This is a genomic window from Alkalibacterium olivapovliticus, from assembly GCF_003003275.1.
In the GTDB taxonomy this organism is placed as follows: Bacteria; Bacillota; Bacilli; order Lactobacillales; family Carnobacteriaceae_A; genus Alkalibacterium; species Alkalibacterium olivapovliticum.
In genome coordinates, this window is sequence record NZ_PVTO01000004.1 from 1 (window position 1) to 17,609 (window position 17,609).

19 protein-coding genes are annotated in these 17,609 nt (G+C 40.8%); 12 read left to right on the forward strand and 7 right to left on the reverse strand.

The window, feature by feature from the left end; all coding sequences use genetic code 11:
* Positions 1–262: 262 nt before the first annotated feature.
* Positions 263–736, forward strand: a complete 474-nt coding sequence (locus tag CLV38_RS02810; RefSeq protein WP_106191244.1) for a hypothetical protein — start codon at positions 263–265, stop codon at positions 734–736.
* 65 nt (positions 737–801) lie between these two features.
* Here CLV38_RS02810 and CLV38_RS02815 read toward each other — a convergent pair whose 3' ends face one another.
* Entirely contained in the window at positions 802–1,509 is a 708-nt protein-coding gene (locus tag CLV38_RS02815; RefSeq protein WP_211295409.1) for a zinc metallopeptidase, read from the reverse strand.
* Positions 1,510–1,792: 283 nt separating this feature from the next.
* Here CLV38_RS02815 and CLV38_RS02820 point away from each other — a divergent pair, with 283 nt between their 5' ends.
* The 4 genes from CLV38_RS02820 to CLV38_RS02835 are packed head-to-tail and all read left to right on the forward strand — an operon-like array spanning position 1,793 to position 6,566.
* A complete protein-coding gene (locus CLV38_RS02820) occupies positions 1,793–2,968 on the forward strand; it encodes a galactokinase (RefSeq protein ID WP_106191249.1) in 1,176 nt (391 codons plus the stop codon).
* Positions 2,961–4,469: a UDP-glucose--hexose-1-phosphate uridylyltransferase gene (gene galT / locus CLV38_RS02825; protein WP_106191251.1), complete on the forward strand. Its 1,509-nt coding sequence runs from the start codon at positions 2,961–2,963 to the stop codon at positions 4,467–4,469. Before CLV38_RS02820 ends, galT begins: the two co-directional genes overlap by 8 nt.
* 27 nt (positions 4,470–4,496) lie before the next feature.
* Positions 4,497–5,549 carry an aldose epimerase family protein gene (locus tag CLV38_RS02830; protein ID WP_106191254.1) on the forward strand — a complete coding sequence of 351 codons (1,053 nt, stop codon included), beginning with the start codon at positions 4,497–4,499 and terminating at the stop codon, positions 5,547–5,549.
* 27 nt (positions 5,550–5,576) lie between these two features.
* Complete coding sequence (locus CLV38_RS02835; protein ID WP_106191256.1) at positions 5,577–6,566, forward strand: LacI family DNA-binding transcriptional regulator; 990 nt, start codon at positions 5,577–5,579, stop codon at positions 6,564–6,566.
* A gap of 121 nt (positions 6,567–6,687) precedes the next feature.
* Here CLV38_RS02835 and CLV38_RS02840 read toward each other — a convergent pair whose 3' ends face one another.
* Both CLV38_RS02840 and CLV38_RS02845 read right to left on the reverse strand, forming a co-directional pair.
* Positions 6,688–7,434, reverse strand: coding sequence for an NAD-dependent epimerase/dehydratase family protein (locus CLV38_RS02840; protein WP_106191259.1), 747 nt, complete (start codon positions 7,432–7,434; stop codon positions 6,688–6,690).
* Between the two features lie 87 nt (positions 7,435–7,521).
* Positions 7,522–7,731: a CsbD family protein gene (locus tag CLV38_RS02845; protein ID WP_106191262.1), complete on the reverse strand. Its 210-nt coding sequence runs from the start codon at positions 7,729–7,731 to the stop codon at positions 7,522–7,524.
* A gap of 168 nt (positions 7,732–7,899) precedes the next feature.
* Here CLV38_RS02845 and tsaB point away from each other — a divergent pair, with 168 nt between their 5' ends.
* The 4 genes from tsaB to tsaD are packed head-to-tail and all read left to right on the forward strand — an operon-like array spanning position 7,900 to position 10,702.
* Positions 7,900–8,628, forward strand: coding sequence for a tRNA (adenosine(37)-N6)-threonylcarbamoyltransferase complex dimerization subunit type 1 TsaB (gene tsaB / locus CLV38_RS02850; RefSeq protein ID WP_106191265.1), 729 nt, complete (start codon positions 7,900–7,902; stop codon positions 8,626–8,628).
* Positions 8,615–9,199: a ribosomal protein S18-alanine N-acetyltransferase gene (rimI, locus tag CLV38_RS02855; RefSeq protein ID WP_170068794.1), complete on the forward strand. Its 585-nt coding sequence runs from the start codon at positions 8,615–8,617 to the stop codon at positions 9,197–9,199. Before tsaB ends, rimI (CLV38_RS02855) begins: the two co-directional genes overlap by 14 nt.
* A 17-nt stretch (positions 9,200–9,216) precedes the next feature.
* Positions 9,217–9,720, forward strand: coding sequence for a ribosomal protein S18-alanine N-acetyltransferase (gene rimI / locus CLV38_RS02860; protein WP_106191270.1), 504 nt, complete (start codon positions 9,217–9,219; stop codon positions 9,718–9,720).
* The gene (gene tsaD, locus CLV38_RS02865) at positions 9,692–10,702 is read left to right on the forward strand and encodes a tRNA (adenosine(37)-N6)-threonylcarbamoyltransferase complex transferase subunit TsaD (RefSeq protein ID WP_106191273.1); all 1,011 of its coding nucleotides are present in this window, start codon (positions 9,692–9,694) and stop codon (positions 10,700–10,702) included. Before rimI (CLV38_RS02860) ends, tsaD begins: the two co-directional genes overlap by 29 nt.
* A gap of 168 nt (positions 10,703–10,870) precedes the next feature.
* On the opposite strand, the gene CLV38_RS02870 is transcribed toward tsaD, so the two are convergent.
* Both CLV38_RS02870 and CLV38_RS02875 read right to left on the reverse strand, forming a co-directional pair.
* Positions 10,871–11,317, reverse strand: a complete 447-nt coding sequence (locus tag CLV38_RS02870) for an Lrp/AsnC family transcriptional regulator (protein WP_106191275.1) — start codon at positions 11,315–11,317, stop codon at positions 10,871–10,873.
* A 56-nt stretch (positions 11,318–11,373) separates the two neighbouring features.
* Positions 11,374–13,332: an ABC-F family ATP-binding cassette domain-containing protein gene (locus tag CLV38_RS02875; protein ID WP_106191278.1), complete on the reverse strand. Its 1,959-nt coding sequence runs from the start codon at positions 13,330–13,332 to the stop codon at positions 11,374–11,376.
* Positions 13,333–13,710: 378 nt separating this feature from the next.
* On the opposite strand from CLV38_RS02875, the gene CLV38_RS02880 reads away from it, so the two are divergent.
* On the forward strand, positions 13,711–14,412 hold the full coding sequence (locus CLV38_RS02880; RefSeq protein WP_106191280.1) for a redox-sensing transcriptional repressor Rex: 702 nt from the start codon (positions 13,711–13,713) through the stop codon (positions 14,410–14,412).
* 53 nt (positions 14,413–14,465) lie between these two features.
* On the opposite strand, the gene CLV38_RS02885 is transcribed toward CLV38_RS02880, so the two are convergent.
* Both CLV38_RS02885 and CLV38_RS02890 read right to left on the reverse strand, forming a co-directional pair.
* Positions 14,466–14,675 carry a YdiK family protein gene (locus CLV38_RS02885; protein ID WP_170068795.1) on the reverse strand — a complete coding sequence of 70 codons (210 nt, stop codon included), beginning with the start codon at positions 14,673–14,675 and terminating at the stop codon, positions 14,466–14,468.
* Positions 14,676–14,703: 28 nt separating this feature from the next.
* The gene (locus tag CLV38_RS02890) at positions 14,704–15,366 is read right to left on the reverse strand and encodes a CPBP family intramembrane glutamic endopeptidase (RefSeq protein WP_170068796.1); all 663 of its coding nucleotides are present in this window, start codon (positions 15,364–15,366) and stop codon (positions 14,704–14,706) included.
* A gap of 247 nt (positions 15,367–15,613) precedes the next feature.
* Between CLV38_RS02890 and groES the strand changes: the two genes are divergently transcribed.
* On the forward strand, positions 15,614–15,898 hold the full coding sequence (gene groES, locus CLV38_RS02895; protein ID WP_106191288.1) for a co-chaperone GroES: 285 nt from the start codon (positions 15,614–15,616) through the stop codon (positions 15,896–15,898).
* A 44-nt stretch (positions 15,899–15,942) separates the two neighbouring features.
* Positions 15,943–17,568 carry a chaperonin GroEL gene (gene groL, locus CLV38_RS02900; RefSeq protein WP_106191290.1) on the forward strand — a complete coding sequence of 542 codons (1,626 nt, stop codon included), beginning with the start codon at positions 15,943–15,945 and terminating at the stop codon, positions 17,566–17,568.
* Positions 17,569–17,609: the final 41 nt, after the last annotated feature.

The following is a 17,609-nucleotide window of genomic DNA, read 5'->3' on the forward strand; positions in this document are numbered from 1 at the left end:
CGGTGGACCTATTCCATGGCCCTATTATTAGGGAATATCCCAGAATATCCAAGCAATACTAACTAAGATTAGTACCATAAACTTATAATACGAGGTGTGATAGACTGGGAAGGTATTTTTGATGCAGTAAAACAGCTGACACATCAACCGGCTCTTGTATTGGAACTGAATACTCAGACTTCTATTGAGCAGATGAAGCAAGGGAAAGAGTTTATTAAGAGCTATTTACAATAGTCAGATCATACATGGAGGGCAAGAACAGATGTCAAGAATAGAAGCGTTACTTGAACAATATAAAGATAAGCTGGTTATTGTTGATGAAAAAAAAGACGGCTTATCGAGTTTGAGAGAACTGGTAGATCTGACAGAAGAGCCTATCGAAAAACTGACGGCTCCTCACCTAAATAGTATTATTGGCGAGTCGATCTATTCTAAAGACCCACCTAACACTGATGAACTGAACATGACATTATTTAAAGTGGTGGAAAATGAAAAAAGCAAACGATACTATAACGACTTGAATAAAATTATACAGTCCAGTTCACCTGAGCCACTGTATTTTTGGGACCGGGCGATTTACTGTATAGTAAAAGATAACCGTGATATTCTTGCGCTCGATAATCTTCAGCTGTTGTATGATTATCAGGTGAATCAGGGAATAACCAAAAAAGAGTATAAAGAAAAATCCACTGATTTATTACGTTATCTTGAAGTTTTTGATATGTATTATGGATAGAACAAAAAAGACACATCGGTTATCCTATTAATAGGATTTCGATGTGTCTGTCTGTTTAGTGACAGTTATCTGCGACGTCTGCCGCCTCCAAAGATAAGGAAGAGTCTCAGTACACTTAAGAATGAAGCGATAGCAGCCGCAATGTAAGTCAATGCTGCAGCGTTTAACACTTTTTTTGCTTGAGGCAATTCATCCGTTGTCAGTAAGCCCTGTTCTTCAAGAACACGGATAGCCCGTTTCGACGCATCAAATTCAACCGGTAAAGTTACCAGCTGGAACAAAAGAGTTAGTGAAAAGAGTAAAATTCCAATATTGATGAGTGTTTCCTGATTACCCATGAAAAAACCCAGGAATAGAATAGGAAACGCAGCAGTTTGTCCGAAATTCGTTACAGGCACTAGTGCCGCACGTAAACGCAAAGGGCCGTAATTGTCCCGGTCCTGCATAGCATGTCCTGCCTCGTGAGCTGCCACGCCAATAGCTGCGACAGATGTAGAGTTTCGAGTTGTATCAGATAGACGCAGTACGCTGTCCTGAGCGTTATAGTGGTCAGTTAAATTCCCTCTAATCCCTTCTAAACGGACATTTTTTAATTGAGCAGCGTTCAATATTTCACGACAGACATCTGAGGCGGTAAATCCTCGTTTGCTTTTAACATCACTGTATTTATTGAAAGTCGATTGTACATACATACTGGCAAAACCAGAAATAATCATACCAATTATGATCAGAATCATCGTTGGATCCCAGTAAAATGGAAAGAATGGCATAATATGTCCCCCTTAAATCCTCTTATTTAAATCTCCCTTAATTATACCATAAATTCAGTTTTTCTATCCGAAAAGAGCGTAATTTATGTGTGAGTTAACTGTGAAGATCCTTTGTTTGTCACAAATCGTTTGAAAGATAACTGGGTATAAATTACAGTAAAACTCTCCCAGACATACTTGTGCAAAAGCGTTAGATTGCCAGCTGTCTTTTGTTTAGTAAATTTACTTATTTATCTTTACTAAAAGGGTTACAATAATAACGACTATAATAAGAGGAGCGGTTTAAATGAATCGAAAAAACCTACTGACATCATTTGAAGAACAGTTTGGTTATGAAGGAGAACGCGTCTTTTTCTCACCCGGGCGCATTAATCTGATTGGTGAGCATACGGACTACAATGGAGGGAAGGTATTCCCATGTGCCATTACAATGGGAACTTATGGCGTAGTCAAACCACGACAGGATAAAGAGGTTCACGCTTTTTCAGGTAATTTCCCGGCTGTCGGGACCGTTATATTTTCTATTGATGATCTGGAATACGATAAAGCAGATAACTGGACAAACTACGTCAAAGGTATGATCAAGTTTATCCAGGAGCAGACAGGCAAACTCTCTAATGGGTTTGACTTGTATATATATGGAACAATTCCTAATGGAGCATCTCTATCGTCATCTGCGTCTTTAGAATTATTGACAGGCGTCATTGTCAGAGACCTATTTGATTTGTCTATATCTCAACTGGAGTTAGTTAAGTTAGGTATGCGGACCGAAAATGAATTCCTGGGATTGAATTCGGGAATCCTTGACCAGTTTGCAATTGGAATGGCTAAGAAAGGCAACGCTATGCTTTTAGATACCAATACGCTTGAATATGAACAGATCCCGCTAGATTTGCCGCACCATAAAATTGTGATCATGAATTCGATGACGCGTAGAGAACTGGTCGATTCTGAATACAATACAAGACGCAAGCAGTGTGAAGATGCCCTGGACCAGCTCAAGACTGTAGTAGAGATTGACAGTCTGGGAGAGTTAAGTGAGGAAGAATTTGAGAATCATAAACAGGTCATTAGTGATAAGGTATTAGTTAAGCGAGCGAAACATGCGGTCTACGAAAGTGCCCGAACCGAACGCGCGGGCGAAGCACTGAAAAGGAATGATCTAAAAACATTTGGTCAATATATGAATGATTCTCACGTATCGTTGCATGAAGACTACGAAGTGACGGTTAAAGAGACAGATTTGCTGGTCAGGTTAGCCTGGAAACAAACAGGAACCGTTGGTGCGCGCATGACCGGAGGAGGATTTGGCGGATGCTGTATCGCAATTGTTGAAAACGACCAAGTTGACGAGTTTATCAATAAAGTCGGCAGTGCCTTTGAAATAGAGATAGGACATGGAGCCGAATTTTACATTGCAGAAACGGAAGACGGCACAAAGGAATGGGTTTCACATGACTAAAGTAACTAACGAAAAAAAAATAAATCAGATTATTACCGACTTTGTTGACGCTTATGTGAAAATAGGGCGTATACCTTTTCAGGATCAGATTTATATCACCAATAGACTAATCGATCTGCTTGAGAGACAGTCCTATGAAAAAAAACAGCCATCAGAAAATACTGAAGGTGCGCTGGAATTACTTGACCAGCTTGTCACTTATGCAGTGAATAAGGAGATTATAGAGGACCTTCCATCAGCTAGAGATGTTTTTGGAGCTAAACTGATGGATTTGATTACCCCTTCTCCGTCAGACATCAACCGTCACTTCTGGCAGGCATACGATCATAGCCCGAAAGAAGCAACTGATCTCTTTTTTACAGTCAGTCAGCAAACTAACTATATAAAAACCAGAGAGATAGCAAAAAACATCGAATACACCCATGATACGGATTTTGGTCAATTGGAGATCACTATCAATTTGTCGAAACCGGAAAAAGACCCTAAAGAAATAGCGTTGGCTGGAAAGACTAAGACTCATTACCCGGACTGTTTACTGTGTATGGAAAATGAAGGATATCAAGGGCATTTGACTCATCCTGGACGTGCTAATCATCGGATCATTCGAATGGACGTCAGTGGTGAGGAATGGGGCTTTCAGTACTCTCCTTATGCTTATTACAATGAACATGCGATATTTCTCTCCAAAGTGCACAGGAAAATGGATGTCGGGATCCAGGCTATTAAAAATCTGCTGGATATATTAACAACCTTCCCGCATTATTTCGTGGGGTCTAATGCAGGACTACCGATTGTTGGAGGATCAATTCTTTCTCATGATCATTACCAGGGCGGGCGCCACACATTCCCTCTGGAGCGGGCTGGAAAAGAGTATTCATTTAAATTGAAGGATACACCAGACGTTCAAGCCAGTGTGATCAAGTGGCCGATGTCAGTGATTCGGATAAGCAGTACAAATAAAGAGGCAGTAGTAAAAGCAGCGGATAAAGTAATGAAGACATGGGAAGGGTATTCAGATGAATCAGTAGGGATCTACAAAGAAACCGATGGCGTCCCTCATAACGCCATAACCCCAATTGCCAGACGTAAGGGGGAGGCCTTTGAGTTAGATCTTGTCCTGCGGAACAATCGGACGTCAGATGAGTACCCGGATGGCATATTCCACCCGCATCCGCCTGTTCAGCACATTAAAAAAGAGAATATAGGCCTCATCGAAGTTATGGGGCTGGCTATTTTACCTCCCAGACTCAAAGATGAACTCCGGACTGTGAGGGAGTATCTGCTTGGAACTGTAGATTCTGTCCATGCGATTCATCAGGAGTGGGCAGATGAGTTAAAAGCAACTGCAGCGATTACCGAAGAAACGGTTAAAGATGTAGTCGATCATGCTGTAGGGGACGTATTCCTGCAGGTGCTAAAGGATGCAGGGGTCTTTAAACAAAACGAAGAAGGTAAACAGGCATTTAAACAGTTTGTGACTGTATTGACAAAGGAACAGTAAACTAATTCGATTATCAGGAGGAGAAAAATGGAACTGACACATAAAGTTATAGGAACAGTCGATAATAAAGAGATAGTGGAACACACAGTAACAAATGCTAATGGTATTTCATTAAGTGCCATGACATTAGGCGCAACACTGACTAAATTAGTAACACCAGATAAGAATGAAATAAGAAAGGATATAACCCTAAATGTAGAAAATGTAGATGATTTCGTTGCACATCGGCCATTCTATGGGGCAACTATCGGTCGTGTAGCCGGACGTATCACTAGAGGGAAATTCGAACTGTCTGGAAAAGAGTTTCAGCTCGACGTGAATGAAGGCGAGAACCTTCTCCATGGAGGACCTAAAGGCTTAGATACTAAAGGATGGGCGGTTGAAGCAGAATCTGGCGAGTCAGAAGCTAGACTGATCTATACCTACACCAGCCCTGAAGGTGAGAACAACTTCCCTGGGACTCTAGCGGTTAAAGTAATCTATACTCTGACAGATGAAAATGAATGGATCATCCAGTATGAAGCCTCAACAGATGCACCAACTCTGTTTAATCCGACCAATCATGTGTATTTCAATTTGACCGGAGATATAAAGAAATCCATGCTTGATCACCAGTTGAAACTGAACAGTGATCTTTATGGATCACTGGGTGAAGAAAATCTGCCAAGTGGTCAGCTTGAAAAAGTTGAAGGCACTCCATTTGACTTCAGAGAGGGCAAAGCAGTGAAAGAAGCGGTATTGTCTGATCATCCTCAGATCAGCCCATTAAACGGACTGGATCATCCCTTTGTCCTTAATCCAAAGGAAAAAGGCGTACAGGCAACTTTATATGATCCCGAATCAGGAAGAGAAGTTGAACTGTATACCGACTGCAACAGTGTGGTCATATTTACACATAACGCTGAAATAGATGACTACCTGATAGAAGGAGAGCCAGCTAAACAGTACGCAGGCATCACGCTTGAAACCCAGACGCTTCCTGATGCAGTCAATCAGCCAGGATTTGGGAATATTATTTTAAGACCCGGCGAACTCTTTACTTCCCAAACAACCTATAAATTTAATGTTAGAAAAGGATAAGTCAGATAAAAGGTGAGGAGTGATGGGATGGCGACCCTCAAAGATATCGCACAAGAAGCAAATGTCTCGACATCTACTGTGTCCAGGGTATTAAACTATGATTCGACATTATCAGTAGGAGAAGAAACAAAAAAGCGCATCTTTGAAGTAGCAGAAGCGCTGGAATACAAGAATCTAAAAAAATCAACTTCAAAGAAAAAAGGGACTATTGCCATCGTCAACTGGGTCAGTGAAGCGGAAGAGTTGAATGATATCTATTATATGTCTATACGCCTGAGCGCGGAAAGCAAAGCGCAAGCCTTAGGATACAACTTCATACGGGTGTATAATCAGGACGAACTGATCAATCATGATAAGCTCTCTGGTATTTTAGCGATAGGAAAATATAGTCAACATCAGGTGGATCACTTTCTTGAAAAAAACTTACCGCTCTGTTTCGTGGACTTTAAACCACAACAGGATATAGACTGTGTACTGGTAAATTTTAAAAACGCCGTTAAACAGAATATTGATTACTTGATCGACCAGGGTCACAGTCGAATCGGCTTCATTGGTGGAGAAGAATCATTCAGCGACGGGACCGGTAACTGGATCGATCCTCGAGAAAAAACAGCCAGAGAGTATTTAAAACGCAAGCGACTTTATAAGGCTGACTACTTTTATATCGGAGCGTTCCGTGTAGAAGATGGGAAGAAAAATATGCTGAAAGCTCTTGATAATTTGAGCGAAGAAGAACGGCCCGCTGCATTTCTGGCAGCAAATGATGCCATTGCCATTGGGTGTTTGAAGGCTCTTTATGAAAAAAATATTAAAGTTCCCGAAGACATCAGTCTGATTGGATTCAATGATATTTCAACCGCTAAATACATTACCCCTTCTTTGACAACCGTCAAAGTCTATACTGAAGAGATGGGGAGCAGCGGGATTCAGCTCCTGCATGAACGCATTCAGGGTGAACGGCAAGGGGCGAAGACGGTCATTACGTCAACTAAGCTGATCATCCGGGAAAGCACATAGCAGTACAAAGGTAATAACAATAGACTCGTCAGCCGACGAGTCTATTTCTTTTTAAACACATGTCCTTTACAGCATTTTTGACAATCTTGTTTATTAGCAACGATAGTCAGTTGATGGGCTTTTACATTTTGTTTAATTTCTCAAATGCATTGTCTTTTGGCTGGTAGCCTATCTTCACGCGAGCAGATTCGATATCTAACCGCGGGAATGAATTGTTGGATACGCCATTGACCAGTAAATAGGGTTCTTCCAGTTCAGCTGTCAGGCAGCAGTCGATTAGATGATTCATATCACGGACCGAGAAATACATGCCCATAGAATGGAAATCACTGTTCGGATCCAGCTCCTCATCGTCTTCTGTATAATTGCCGATACGTATACCGATTGATTCTACGCCTTTTTTGAATGCATAATAGCTGCCTAGTGCTTCCAGATACGCTTTGGATACGCCATACAAATCGTCAGGCCTAACCTGATCAGTTGTTTTGACCTGAACGTTATCTGGGTAAGCATCACTGGCATGTATTGAACTGGCAAAAATGACACGCTTTAAAGTGGACGACTCTGCTGCTTTTTTGTATAAATTCTGGGGCAGGACATAATTCAGATCGACCAGTTCGTTATAAAAATCAGCTTCAGGATCAGGGTTGCCGGCTAACTGAATAACATACTCCACGCCTTCCAGTGCATCATCCCAATTATCCAGTTCTGATAAATCGCCCTCGACTATTTTGGCGCCTTCTTTCAATTCATCAGGAAAATCAGAAAAATCAATATCGGCCAGTACAAGATCATGGGACTCTTTTAAGTGTTTAGCCAGATTTGTCCCAATTGCACCAGTTGCGCCAGTAATCAGTAATTTGCTCATAAAATAGTACCCTCCATAAAAGTATTTAAAGAAAATCCACCCTAAGATATAAAGATCCAAGGATGGATGGTTGTGAAAAGCTGAAGATTAACGTCTGTCTTTGTCTCTATCTTTGTCTCTGTCTTCTTTTGCTTCTCCAACTGCTTCATGTCCGTGACCTTTAGCCTTTTGGGCTTTACCTTCAGCCTGTTTTCCTTTGTTATCTGTAGCGTCACCGAAAGAGTCTTTGGCAGCTCCTGCTACTTTATCCTTCAATCCTTTAGCTTTGTGTTTCAAACTGTCTTTATTTTCACTCATTATTTATCCATCCCTTCTTATGTGGTTGCTTTAAATTATTCACGTTTATTGTAAGTAGTCTGGCGATATAAATCAAAAGAAACGCTTTACAAAGCACTTATTCGTTTCTCAACGCACAGAAAATATGCTAAACTTATTTTAAATAGATAATGATAGAGGAGCTAGTATATGAAAATTCTCGGTATCGATACGTCCAATCAGGTCATGTCTGTGGCACTGGTTGAAGATTCTACGCTACTCGTTGAAAAAACAGTCAATATAAAAAGAAATCACAGTGTGCAACTGATGCCTGCTGTGGAAGCTCTGTTCAAAGAAGCCGGGTGGCAACCGAATGATCTGGACAGAATTGCAGTAGCAAAAGGGCCCGGATCGTATACAGGTGTCAGGATCGGTGTGACGATTGCTAAAACACTCGCTTTCAGTCTGAAAGTCGAACTCGTCGGTGTATCCAGTCTACACGTACTCGCAGGAAATGGTGAACAGATCCCGAATTCTTATATTGTGCCACTTTTCGATGCGAGACGAAACAATCTTTATACCGGACTGTACCGGTATGACGAGAACGGTTGTGTGCCAGTAGAAAAAGACACCCATATATCTGCAGACATATGGACTGATTATTTGAAATCCTTAAATGCACCGATTCAGTTTATTGGGTCTGATGTTCAAAAATACGCTGACTTGCTGAAAACGAAACTAGGTAGTAAATTTATCATTCTGCCAATGAGCCGTCACTATCCCAGAGCCAGTGTACTGGCGGATATCGCTAGGACAAAAGAACCTGAAGCTGTTCATTTATTTGAACCTGACTATCTCAAGTTAGCTGAAGCAGAACAGAATTGGATGGAGGCCCATCCTGACCAGTCCCAAGGAGGCGGGTGGATTGAAAAACTTTAAAGAATGGTTTTCTGATAGAGTAACAAAGACCACAACTAAGACCTTTATTCCGTTATCAGTAAGGATCAAACTGGATCAGCCATTCTATCCTTTATCAGATGAGCGGTTTTTAAGCAGTAAAATAGCACGTGAAGAAGATGCAGACAGTATTTTAACGATTGAACGCTTATGTTATGATGGTCAGACACCCTGGAATCGGACCGCGATCCTTCATGAAATACGCTTCAACAAAAATGCGTTTTACATTGTTGTTTATGATGATGCTAAACCGGTCTCATTCATCGGCTCCTGGTTCGTTAATCACGAAGCGCATATAACGAATATTGCCACAATACCTGACTATCAGAACAAAGGCATCGGGACTTATTTACTGAGAGAAATCATTAAGATCGCCGAGAAAGAAGACATCACAGAAGTAACGCTAGAAGTGCGAGTCTCCAACACATCAGCACAAAGTTTATATACAACACTGGGGTTTGAAAAAGGCCTGGTGAAAAAAGGATACTACGCGAATGACCATGAAGATGCCCTGGAAATGAAATATGTGGTGAATCCTGCTGGTAAAGAATAGAAAGAGTGCGATATCTGATGACAACTAATGAAATCTCTATTCGTCCCTATAATAGTGTAGAGGATGCAAGTAAGGCGTTTTATGAACTGGCAGAAACTGCTTTTACATATGGAGCGCCATGGTCTAAAAAGCAATATGAACAAACCTTGTCACGACCGGATCTCATCTTTTTTGTTGCGGAACAAAATGATGAGCTGATCGGTTATGTCGGCGGCAAATTAATGGTAGATGAAGCAGAAATATACTCGATTGCCATAAAAAAATCGTTTCAGAATAAAAAAATTGCGTCAAAGCTAATCGTCGCTTTTAAGCAGTACTGTCAGACTAAAGGAATGACTACACTTTATCTGGAAGTAAGAGAATCGAACACAAAAGCGCGGCTGTTCTATGAAGCCCATGCATTCTCGGAAATTGCTGAACGTAAACAATACTATACGCGTCCAATAGAAGATGCGATCATTATGAAATGCAATCTTGGAAAGAAGGAAGAAGATGAAAAAGAAGCGGATTTTAGCAATTGAAACGAGTTGTGACGAAACAAGTGCGGCAGTGATAGAGGATGGTAAAGTGATTTTGTCTAATATCGTGGCATCTCAGATAAAAAGTCACCAGCGTTTTGGAGGAGTCGTTCCTGAGATTGCCAGCCGGCATCACGTTGAACAAATCACGCTCATTATAGAAGAAGCAATGACCGAGGCTGGGATAGAGTATACTGAACTAGATGCTGTTGCTGTCACTGAAGGGCCCGGCCTTGTTGGTGCCTTGCTCATTGGGGTGAATGCCGCTAAAGCTATAGCATTCGCTCATTCATTGCCGCTCATTGCAGTTAACCATATCAAAGGACATATCTTCGCTAATCAACTGTCAGATGATATGACATTTCCTTTATTATCTCTGGTGGTCAGTGGAGGACATACAGAGTTGATCTATATGTCATCACCGGATTCTTTTGAAATAATCGGAGAAACCAGAGATGATGCGGCAGGAGAGGCTTATGACAAAATTGGAAGAGTAATCGGTGTCCCTTATCCTGGCGGGAAGCATATAGATGAAATGGCTCACAGAGGAAACGATACGTATCACTTTCCTAGAGCTATGATGACTGAGGACAATTATGACTTCAGCTTTAGTGGGCTGAAAAGTTCCTTCATCAATACGGTCCACAACGCCAGACAAAAAGGGGAAGAACTGAATACAATTGATTTGGCGGCAAGTTTTCAGGCTGCCGTTACAGATGTACTGGTTGATAAAACGATTCGTGCAGCCCGAGAAAAACAAGTGCAGCAGCTTGTATTAGCTGGTGGCGTTGCTGCCAATAAAGGATTGCGGCAGGCGTTGACAGAAGCAGTCACAAATGAAATGCCAGATGTTGAACTGCTTATCCCTCCCCTTAATTTGTGTGGAGACAATGCTGCAATGATTGGGGCAGCGGCTTTTGTTCAACTGGAAAATGAAGAGTTCGCTGATTATACATTAAACGGCAAACCTGGCTTGTCAGTTTAGAAAAAGGCAGTTACTGAAAAGGAAATGGAGCTAAAGATAGCTCGACCTGAATTTTGACCCTGCTATTCTACTGTTTTAATAAAAATAAAAATGCATTTCCCCGCTCGTTTCCTGTGATGACAGGAAGTGGAAGGGGAATGCATTTTTTATATTTTTGTCCTTATAAAATTAATCATCAAACTCATGTAGCGTTAAGCCTCTAACAGGAACGGGTGTGGAAAACACGATTTGTGTGTATGTTTTGCCAAACTGCTGCAGGTCATTGATAAAATCATCCAGCTCAGTTGTCGTTGGATACGATACTTTGATCAGCATGGAAAATTCACCTGTTACACAGTTGCACTCGAGAACGTTAGATGTGTTTTCAATGTAAGGATAGAAATCTTTCTTCTGGGCCGGACTTAAATCCAATTGAATAAACGCCTGTATATGATAACCTAATTTCTTTAAATTCACACATGTCATATATTTATCAATAAAGCCTTCTTTTTCCAGTTTTGAAATCCGATTTGAAATAGCGGGCGAAGACAGGTAAGTTTCACTCGCTATTTCCTTTAATGATGCACGGCTGTTCTCTTGTAATATCTGGAGTATTTTCAAATCCATCTGATCCATATACGTTCCTCTTTCTTTTTGATGATTTGTGATAACAGGAAGAATGATTAATGATACTAAAGGTTTTCCAATGATTCATGCAGCTCTTCCCATTTTTCCATCAAGTTTTCCTGTTTTGTTGAGAGCATCTGGTTCTGCCTTGCCAATGATTCTGTCTTCTCACTGTCAGAAAATGTATCCGGCTGACTCATTTCGGTTTGGATGGTCAGGAGTTCTTCTTCAAGAGTCTCCAGCTCTTTTTCAATCGTTTCAATCTCACGGCTCAATTTTCGTTCCATTTTCTGTTTTTCTTTCTGGGCTTCAAATGCCTGTTTTGTTTCACTACCAGTTGGTGTATCTTCCTGCAGTGATGAATTACCTGCGGCAGCTGTATCCTGATCCAGCGTATTTAAAGCCTCCAGCTCTGTTTTTTTCTGAAGGTAATAATCGTAGTCCCCGAGGTAAAGAGTTGCACCATCCTCAGACAGTTCAACCACTTTAGTGGCCAACCGGTTGATAAAGTACCGATCATGAGAAACGAAGAGCAAGGTTCCTGCAAAATCGATAAGCGCATTTTCAAGCACTTCTTTTGAATCGATATCCAGATGGTTAGTCGGCTCATCCAAGAGCAGCATATTGTTTTTCTCAAGTGCCAGTTTAGCAAGTGCGACACGCGCCTTCTCGCCACCACTTAGAGAGCTGACCGATTTTTCAACATCGTCGCCACTGAATAAAAAGGAGCCCAGCAGTGTTCGAATCGATTGCTCCGGCAGTAATGGGTGATCATCCCATACCTCATTCAAAACAGTTTTTTTCTCATTAAGTGTACGCTGTTCCTGGTCATAATACCCTAAATCTACTTTAGTCCCATATTTTATTTCACCCCGAATTGGTTTCAGGAGTTTGTTAATGGTTTTCAGTAAGGTGGTTTTTCCAACCCCATTTGGTCCGACAACGGCAATAGAATCTTCTTTCCTGATATCCAGATCGATATGATCTGAAAGAGGAGTGCCGTCATAGCCAATGGCCAGTTCTTTTGTTTGGAGAACCTGCTGACCAGATTCTCTTTCTGTTGCAAACTGAAAGTGTGCACTTTTTTCATTGCCTTGTGGTCTGTCTAACGTATCCATTTTCTCCAGCTGTTTTCTTCTGGATTGAGCCCGTTTAGTAGTGGATGCCCGCACTAGGTTCCGATTGACAAAATCTTCAAGCTTGTCGATTTTTTTCTGCTGCTTTTCAAACACTTTCCACTCACGGGTAATTCTCTCAGCCTTTTGCTTTAAATAATTGGAGTAATTTCCAGGATAATAATCGACAGCTCCACGGCTGACTTCATATATGTCTTGAACAACTTTATCCAAAAAGTACCGGTCATGCGATACGATCAGTAACGATTTTGAGTAATTCTGTAAATAACTTTCCAGCCAGGCAAGAGTATCAATATCCAAGTGGTTAGTGGGCTCATCCAGTATCAGCAGATCTTTTTTCTGTAAGAGCAGCTTAGCCAAAGCCAGTCGTGTTTTCTGGCCACCTGATAGATTGGAAATCGGTGTGTCGTAGTCTTCTTCATAATATCGAAAGCCATGCAGCACAGACCGTATTTCGCTCTCGATACCGTATCCGTTGTTCTCTTTGAAAGCCTGCTGAAGATGGTCATAGCGGGTGAGCAAATTTGAATAGCTATCCGACTGCTTATCAAGTGTCCCATCGCTCAATTGTTCTTCAATAGCATGCATTTCTTTTTCGATCAGCTTGACTGGTTCTGTTAGTTTATCCATTTCTTCCCATATCGTCAGGTTGGATTCAAGACCAGTATGCTGGTCAAGGTAACCGATCGTACAGTCTTTCTTTTTATGAATGGTACCGGCATCCGGTTCTTCTTTTCCGGATAGAATATTTAATAAGGTCGTTTTACCTGCACCATTTCGACCAACGAGACCGACTCGGGCTTTATCTTTGATTTCAATAGAGACATTTTCAAATAAAACATCCGCACCAAAATGTCTTGCGATTTTCTGAGTTTGTAGAAGTATCATAGGGATCCTCATTTTCTATACGTGTTATCTATCTTTAGGTATTAGTGTAGCACACAGACTGAATAAATCACTAGTGTAAATAAAGGAGAGCGCTGACATTGTGAAATTTATTTTGCAGGTGTCCTGATAAGGATAGTTTGTTCATTGTTCTATAATTGTTCAGTAGATTACATGACAATTGCATAAAGATATTGACTGTTTTCCTAAAAAGGGGCATATTTGCTTTATTTTATAATGAGTAGTGGTATAATATTGATTGGAAACATTTAGTAAGTTTGTGAATGCACAAAGTGAGAAATAGATACAAAATGTATCAAATCGGCTCAAAAACAAGCCAAAGATGTTTTAAATTTAACGAAATAGATGAGGAGAATGACAATGGCTGAAAAGAAAATACCAAAAGCTACTGCACGCAGACTGCCATTATACTACCGTTATTTGCGTTTTTTATATGAGGCAGGAAAAGAACGTGTGTCCTCAGCCAAATTAAGTGAAGCTGTAAAAGTAGACAGTGCGACGATCAGACGTGATTTTTCATACTTCGGTGCTTTAGGTAAAAGAGGGTATGGATATGATGTAGAAGCACTAATGAACTTCTTCAGTAAGACCTTGAACCAGGACCGCTTAACGAATGTCGCGCTGATAGGTGTAGGGAATTTGGGGCAAGCTTTACTGAATTATAACTTTCGACGAAATAACAATATTCGGATTAGTGCCGGATTTGATGTCAAAGACGAACTTATTGGAACGATTCACCAAGGTGTACCGATATACGACATTAACGAAATGGTCGAGCAGTTGGAAATGCAGCAGATCGATGTAGCCATACTGACAGTTCCATCCGAGTTAGCACAAGAGATGGCAGATAAGCTGGTTAAGGGTGGCGTTAAAGGGATTATGAACTTTACTCCGATCAGAGTAACTGTTCCCAAGGAAATCAGAGTACACAATGTGGATCTGACTAATGAGCTGCAGACACTGATTTATTTTATCAATTATTACCAGGATTTTGATAAAGATAAAAATGAAGACAAAGATACAGTTAGTGACCCGTTGAATGATCTTTTTTATAAAGAATAAAGAGAGCCAATCTTCACATCAGTTTTGAGCTGATGGGTGAAGATTGGCTTTTTTTACTGCTTATCTTTTTTTCCTTTTTTAATTTGATAAAATGATGCTGCCATTCTCGTACCTTGGACAAAATCCTTAGTAGCAAATAAAGCAAAGAGATAGGAGAAAAATCCCCATCCGCTAGTGCCGACTGAATCAATGGTGAAAAAAAGAAACAGCATGGAAAATGCATATTTGAAAATTATCTGAAACATAATTTGTTTTTCAGTCATTATAAGTCCTTTCTTAGATGCTCTATTATTATAATAAATAGATGTTAGCCAAAACTGCAAAGACATTCATCAGGCAATGAGCGATAATTGGTGTCCAGATGTTCTTAGTTTTGTAATACAACCAGGCAAAGACCAAGCCCATTGTAGAATAAACAAGCAGTAATCCATCAAAATGGATAATAGCAAAAATCAGTGAACTGATGACTGCGGCGCCAATGCCTCCCAGTTTGCCGACCAGCATTCCGAATAAAGCTTTTCTGAAAACGAATTCTTCCATAATAGGGCCAGTCACGCCGATTAGTAAAAGAAAAGCCGGGTAAGTCCTCACGACTTCCACGAGCATTTGCGTGTTTTCTGATTCCATTGAAGACCCCAGTAAATTGACCTCGATAATACTGGCGATATTCTGTACAACCAGTGCAATAAACATACCAGCCAGTCCCCAAATCAGTATGGTACCGATAGAGCCTCCAAAGGAACGTTCAAAATCAAACTGCATCTGTTGTCGTCTCTCGATCCAGATCATTCCAATGGCACCAAGAGTAAACAGAACCATGGACGGCATTAAAAAGCCGACAGTTCCAAGTGTGTCCGGCAGGAAGAATGGAATAAGTGCTGAGAGAAGCTGGACAGTCAGAAATAAAATGATCATGTGTATTGCTGCTTTTTTATTTGTTTCGTGTGTTGGCATACTGTTCATCCTTTAATTCATATTCCCACAATAATAGTAATTTAACACAAATAGACACCGGTTGCCACAAACGAAATTTTTCAAAAAAATTTACACTTAAGACTTGCAAGAAATCAAAGTTTTGAATATACTAGGTAATGGAGTTAGCACTCGGAGGTCGAGAGTGCTAAAACTACTTGATCTACTGAAATCAGTAGTGAAAATATGTAAACAATAGACTATTAAATTATTTTGGAGGGATTACATCATGTTAAAACCTTTAGGAAATCGAGTACTTCTTGAAGTGACAAAAGAAGAAGAAAAAACTGCAAGCGGATTAGTTTTACCGGATTCTGCAAAAGAAAAACCTCAATCTGCGGTTGTTGTAGCTGTTGGTGAAGGAAAATTACTAGAGAATGGACAGCTAGCTGCTGTTTCAGTAACCGTTGGGGACAATGTTATTTTTGAAAAATACGCTGGATCTGAAGTCAAATATCAAGGGACAGAGTATTTAGTGGTTAAAGACACAGATATTATTGCAATAGTAGAATAACAGTTAAGCATAATCATTAAAAAATTTAAGGAGCGGTTTAAAACATGGCTAAAGACATTAAATTTTCTGAAGATGCCCGCGCGGCAATGGTTCGTGGAGTAGATAAGTTAGCAAACACCGTTAAAGTAACACTTGGACCAAAAGGTAGAAATGTTATTTTAGACAAATCATTCGGTGCACCTCAAATCACTAATGATGGGGTAACCATCGCAAGAGAAATCGAGCTTGAAGATAAGTTTGAAAATATGGGTGCTCAACTGGTTGCTGAAGTAGCTAGCAGAACAAATGATATCGCAGGGGACGGAACTACAACTGCTACTGTTTTGGCTCAGGCGATTGTTAACGAAGGAATGAAAAACGTGACAGCTGGGGCTAACCCTGTCGGCATCCGTCGCGGAATCGAATTAGCAACTAAAAAAGCTGTTCAATTACTTCATGAAAATTCTACTAAAGTGGAAGACAAGGAATCGATCGCACAGATCGCGTCTATTTCTTCTGGAGACAATGAAATTGGACAATTACTCGCTGATGCGATGGAACGTGTCGGAAGTGACGGCGTTATTACTATTGAAGAATCACAGGGAATCGAAACTGAACTGGATGTTGTTGAAGGTATGCAGTTTGACCGTGGATACTTGTCTCAGTATATGGTAACAGACAATGAAAAAATGGAAGCCAATCTGGAAAATCCATATGTTCTGATTACTGACAAGAAAATTTCATCTGTTCAGGAAATCCTTCCTGTTCTTGAGAATATCATGCAACAGAATCGTCCATTACTGATTATTGCTGACGATATCGAGGGAGAAGCTTTACCCACACTAGTTTTGAACAAAATCAGAGGAACGCTGAATGTTGTAGCTGTTAAAGCGCCAGGTTTCGGTGATCGACGTAAAGGGATGCTTGAAGATATCGCAATCCTGACAAACGGAACAGTTATTACAAGTGATTTGGGACTTGACCTGAAAGATGTCACAATCGATCAATTAGGTACTGCAGGTAAAGCTGTTGTGACTAAAGATGATACAACATTGGTCGAAGGTGCTGGAGAAAAAACACACATCGACCAGCGTGTGGCTATGCTGCGTTCACAGGCTGAAGAAACAAATTCTGAATTTGACCGTGAAAAAATCCAGGAACGTATTGCTAAATTAGCAGGTGGCGTAGCTGTCATCAAAGTAGGAGCAGCTACGGAAACTGAAATCAAAGAACGTAAACTCCGTATTGAAGATGCCCTGAATGCGGCACGCGCTGCTGTTGAAGAAGGCGTTATTGCTGGTGGTGGAACGGCTTATATCAATATCTTAAGCAAACTGGCTGAAATAGAGGTTGAAGGTGACGAAGAAACGGGCGTGAAAATCGTTATTCGTGCACTGGAAGAACCTGTTCGTCAAATCGCTTCAAACGCAGGTTTAGACGGCAGTGTGATTGTTGAGCGTCTGAAACATGTTGAACCGGGCATTGGATTTAATGCAGCAACTGGCGAAATGGTCAATATGGTACAAGCGGGAATCATCGATCCAACTAAAGTAACCCGTTCAGCATTACAAAACGCGGCATCCGTATCAGCTCTACTTCTGACAACTGAAGCAGCTGTTGCAGAAATCCCATCAGATAATGATGGACCTGCAGGAATGGATCCAAGCGGCGGCATGGGCGGCATGATGTAAGGAACTGAATGCACGTCATTCTGATCTGCTTAACAAACTTA

Coding starts and splice junctions, on each gene's coding strand:
- CLV38_RS02810 (WP_106191244.1), top strand. CDS start 263: ATGTCAAGAATAGAAGCGTTACTTGAACAATATAAAGATAAGCTGGTT.
- CLV38_RS02820 (WP_106191249.1), top strand. CDS start 1,793: ATGAATCGAAAAAACCTACTGACATCATTTGAAGAACAGTTTGGTTAT.
- galT (WP_106191251.1), top strand. CDS start 2,961: ATGACTAAAGTAACTAACGAAAAAAAAATAAATCAGATTATTACCGAC.
- CLV38_RS02830 (WP_106191254.1), top strand. CDS start 4,497: ATGGAACTGACACATAAAGTTATAGGAACAGTCGATAATAAAGAGATA.
- CLV38_RS02835 (WP_106191256.1), top strand. CDS start 5,577: ATGGCGACCCTCAAAGATATCGCACAAGAAGCAAATGTCTCGACATCT.
- CLV38_RS02840 (WP_106191259.1), bottom strand. CDS start 7,434: ATGAGCAAATTACTGATTACTGGCGCAACTGGTGCAATTGGGACAAAT.
- CLV38_RS02845 (WP_106191262.1), bottom strand. CDS start 7,731: ATGAGTGAAAATAAAGACAGTTTGAAACACAAAGCTAAAGGATTGAAG.
- tsaB (WP_106191265.1), top strand. CDS start 7,900: ATGAAAATTCTCGGTATCGATACGTCCAATCAGGTCATGTCTGTGGCA.
- rimI (WP_106191270.1), top strand. CDS start 9,217: ATGACAACTAATGAAATCTCTATTCGTCCCTATAATAGTGTAGAGGAT.
- tsaD (WP_106191273.1), top strand. CDS start 9,692: ATGAAAAAGAAGCGGATTTTAGCAATTGAAACGAGTTGTGACGAAACA.
- CLV38_RS02870 (WP_106191275.1), bottom strand. CDS start 11,317: ATGGATCAGATGGATTTGAAAATACTCCAGATATTACAAGAGAACAGC.
- CLV38_RS02875 (WP_106191278.1), bottom strand. CDS start 13,332: ATGATACTTCTACAAACTCAGAAAATCGCAAGACATTTTGGTGCGGAT.
- CLV38_RS02880 (WP_106191280.1), top strand. CDS start 13,711: ATGGCTGAAAAGAAAATACCAAAAGCTACTGCACGCAGACTGCCATTA.
- CLV38_RS02885 (WP_170068795.1), bottom strand. CDS start 14,675: ATGACTGAAAAACAAATTATGTTTCAGATAATTTTCAAATATGCATTT.
- CLV38_RS02890 (WP_170068796.1), bottom strand. CDS start 15,366: ATGCCAACACACGAAACAAATAAAAAAGCAGCAATACACATGATCATT.
- groES (WP_106191288.1), top strand. CDS start 15,614: ATGTTAAAACCTTTAGGAAATCGAGTACTTCTTGAAGTGACAAAAGAA.
- groL (WP_106191290.1), top strand. CDS start 15,943: ATGGCTAAAGACATTAAATTTTCTGAAGATGCCCGCGCGGCAATGGTT.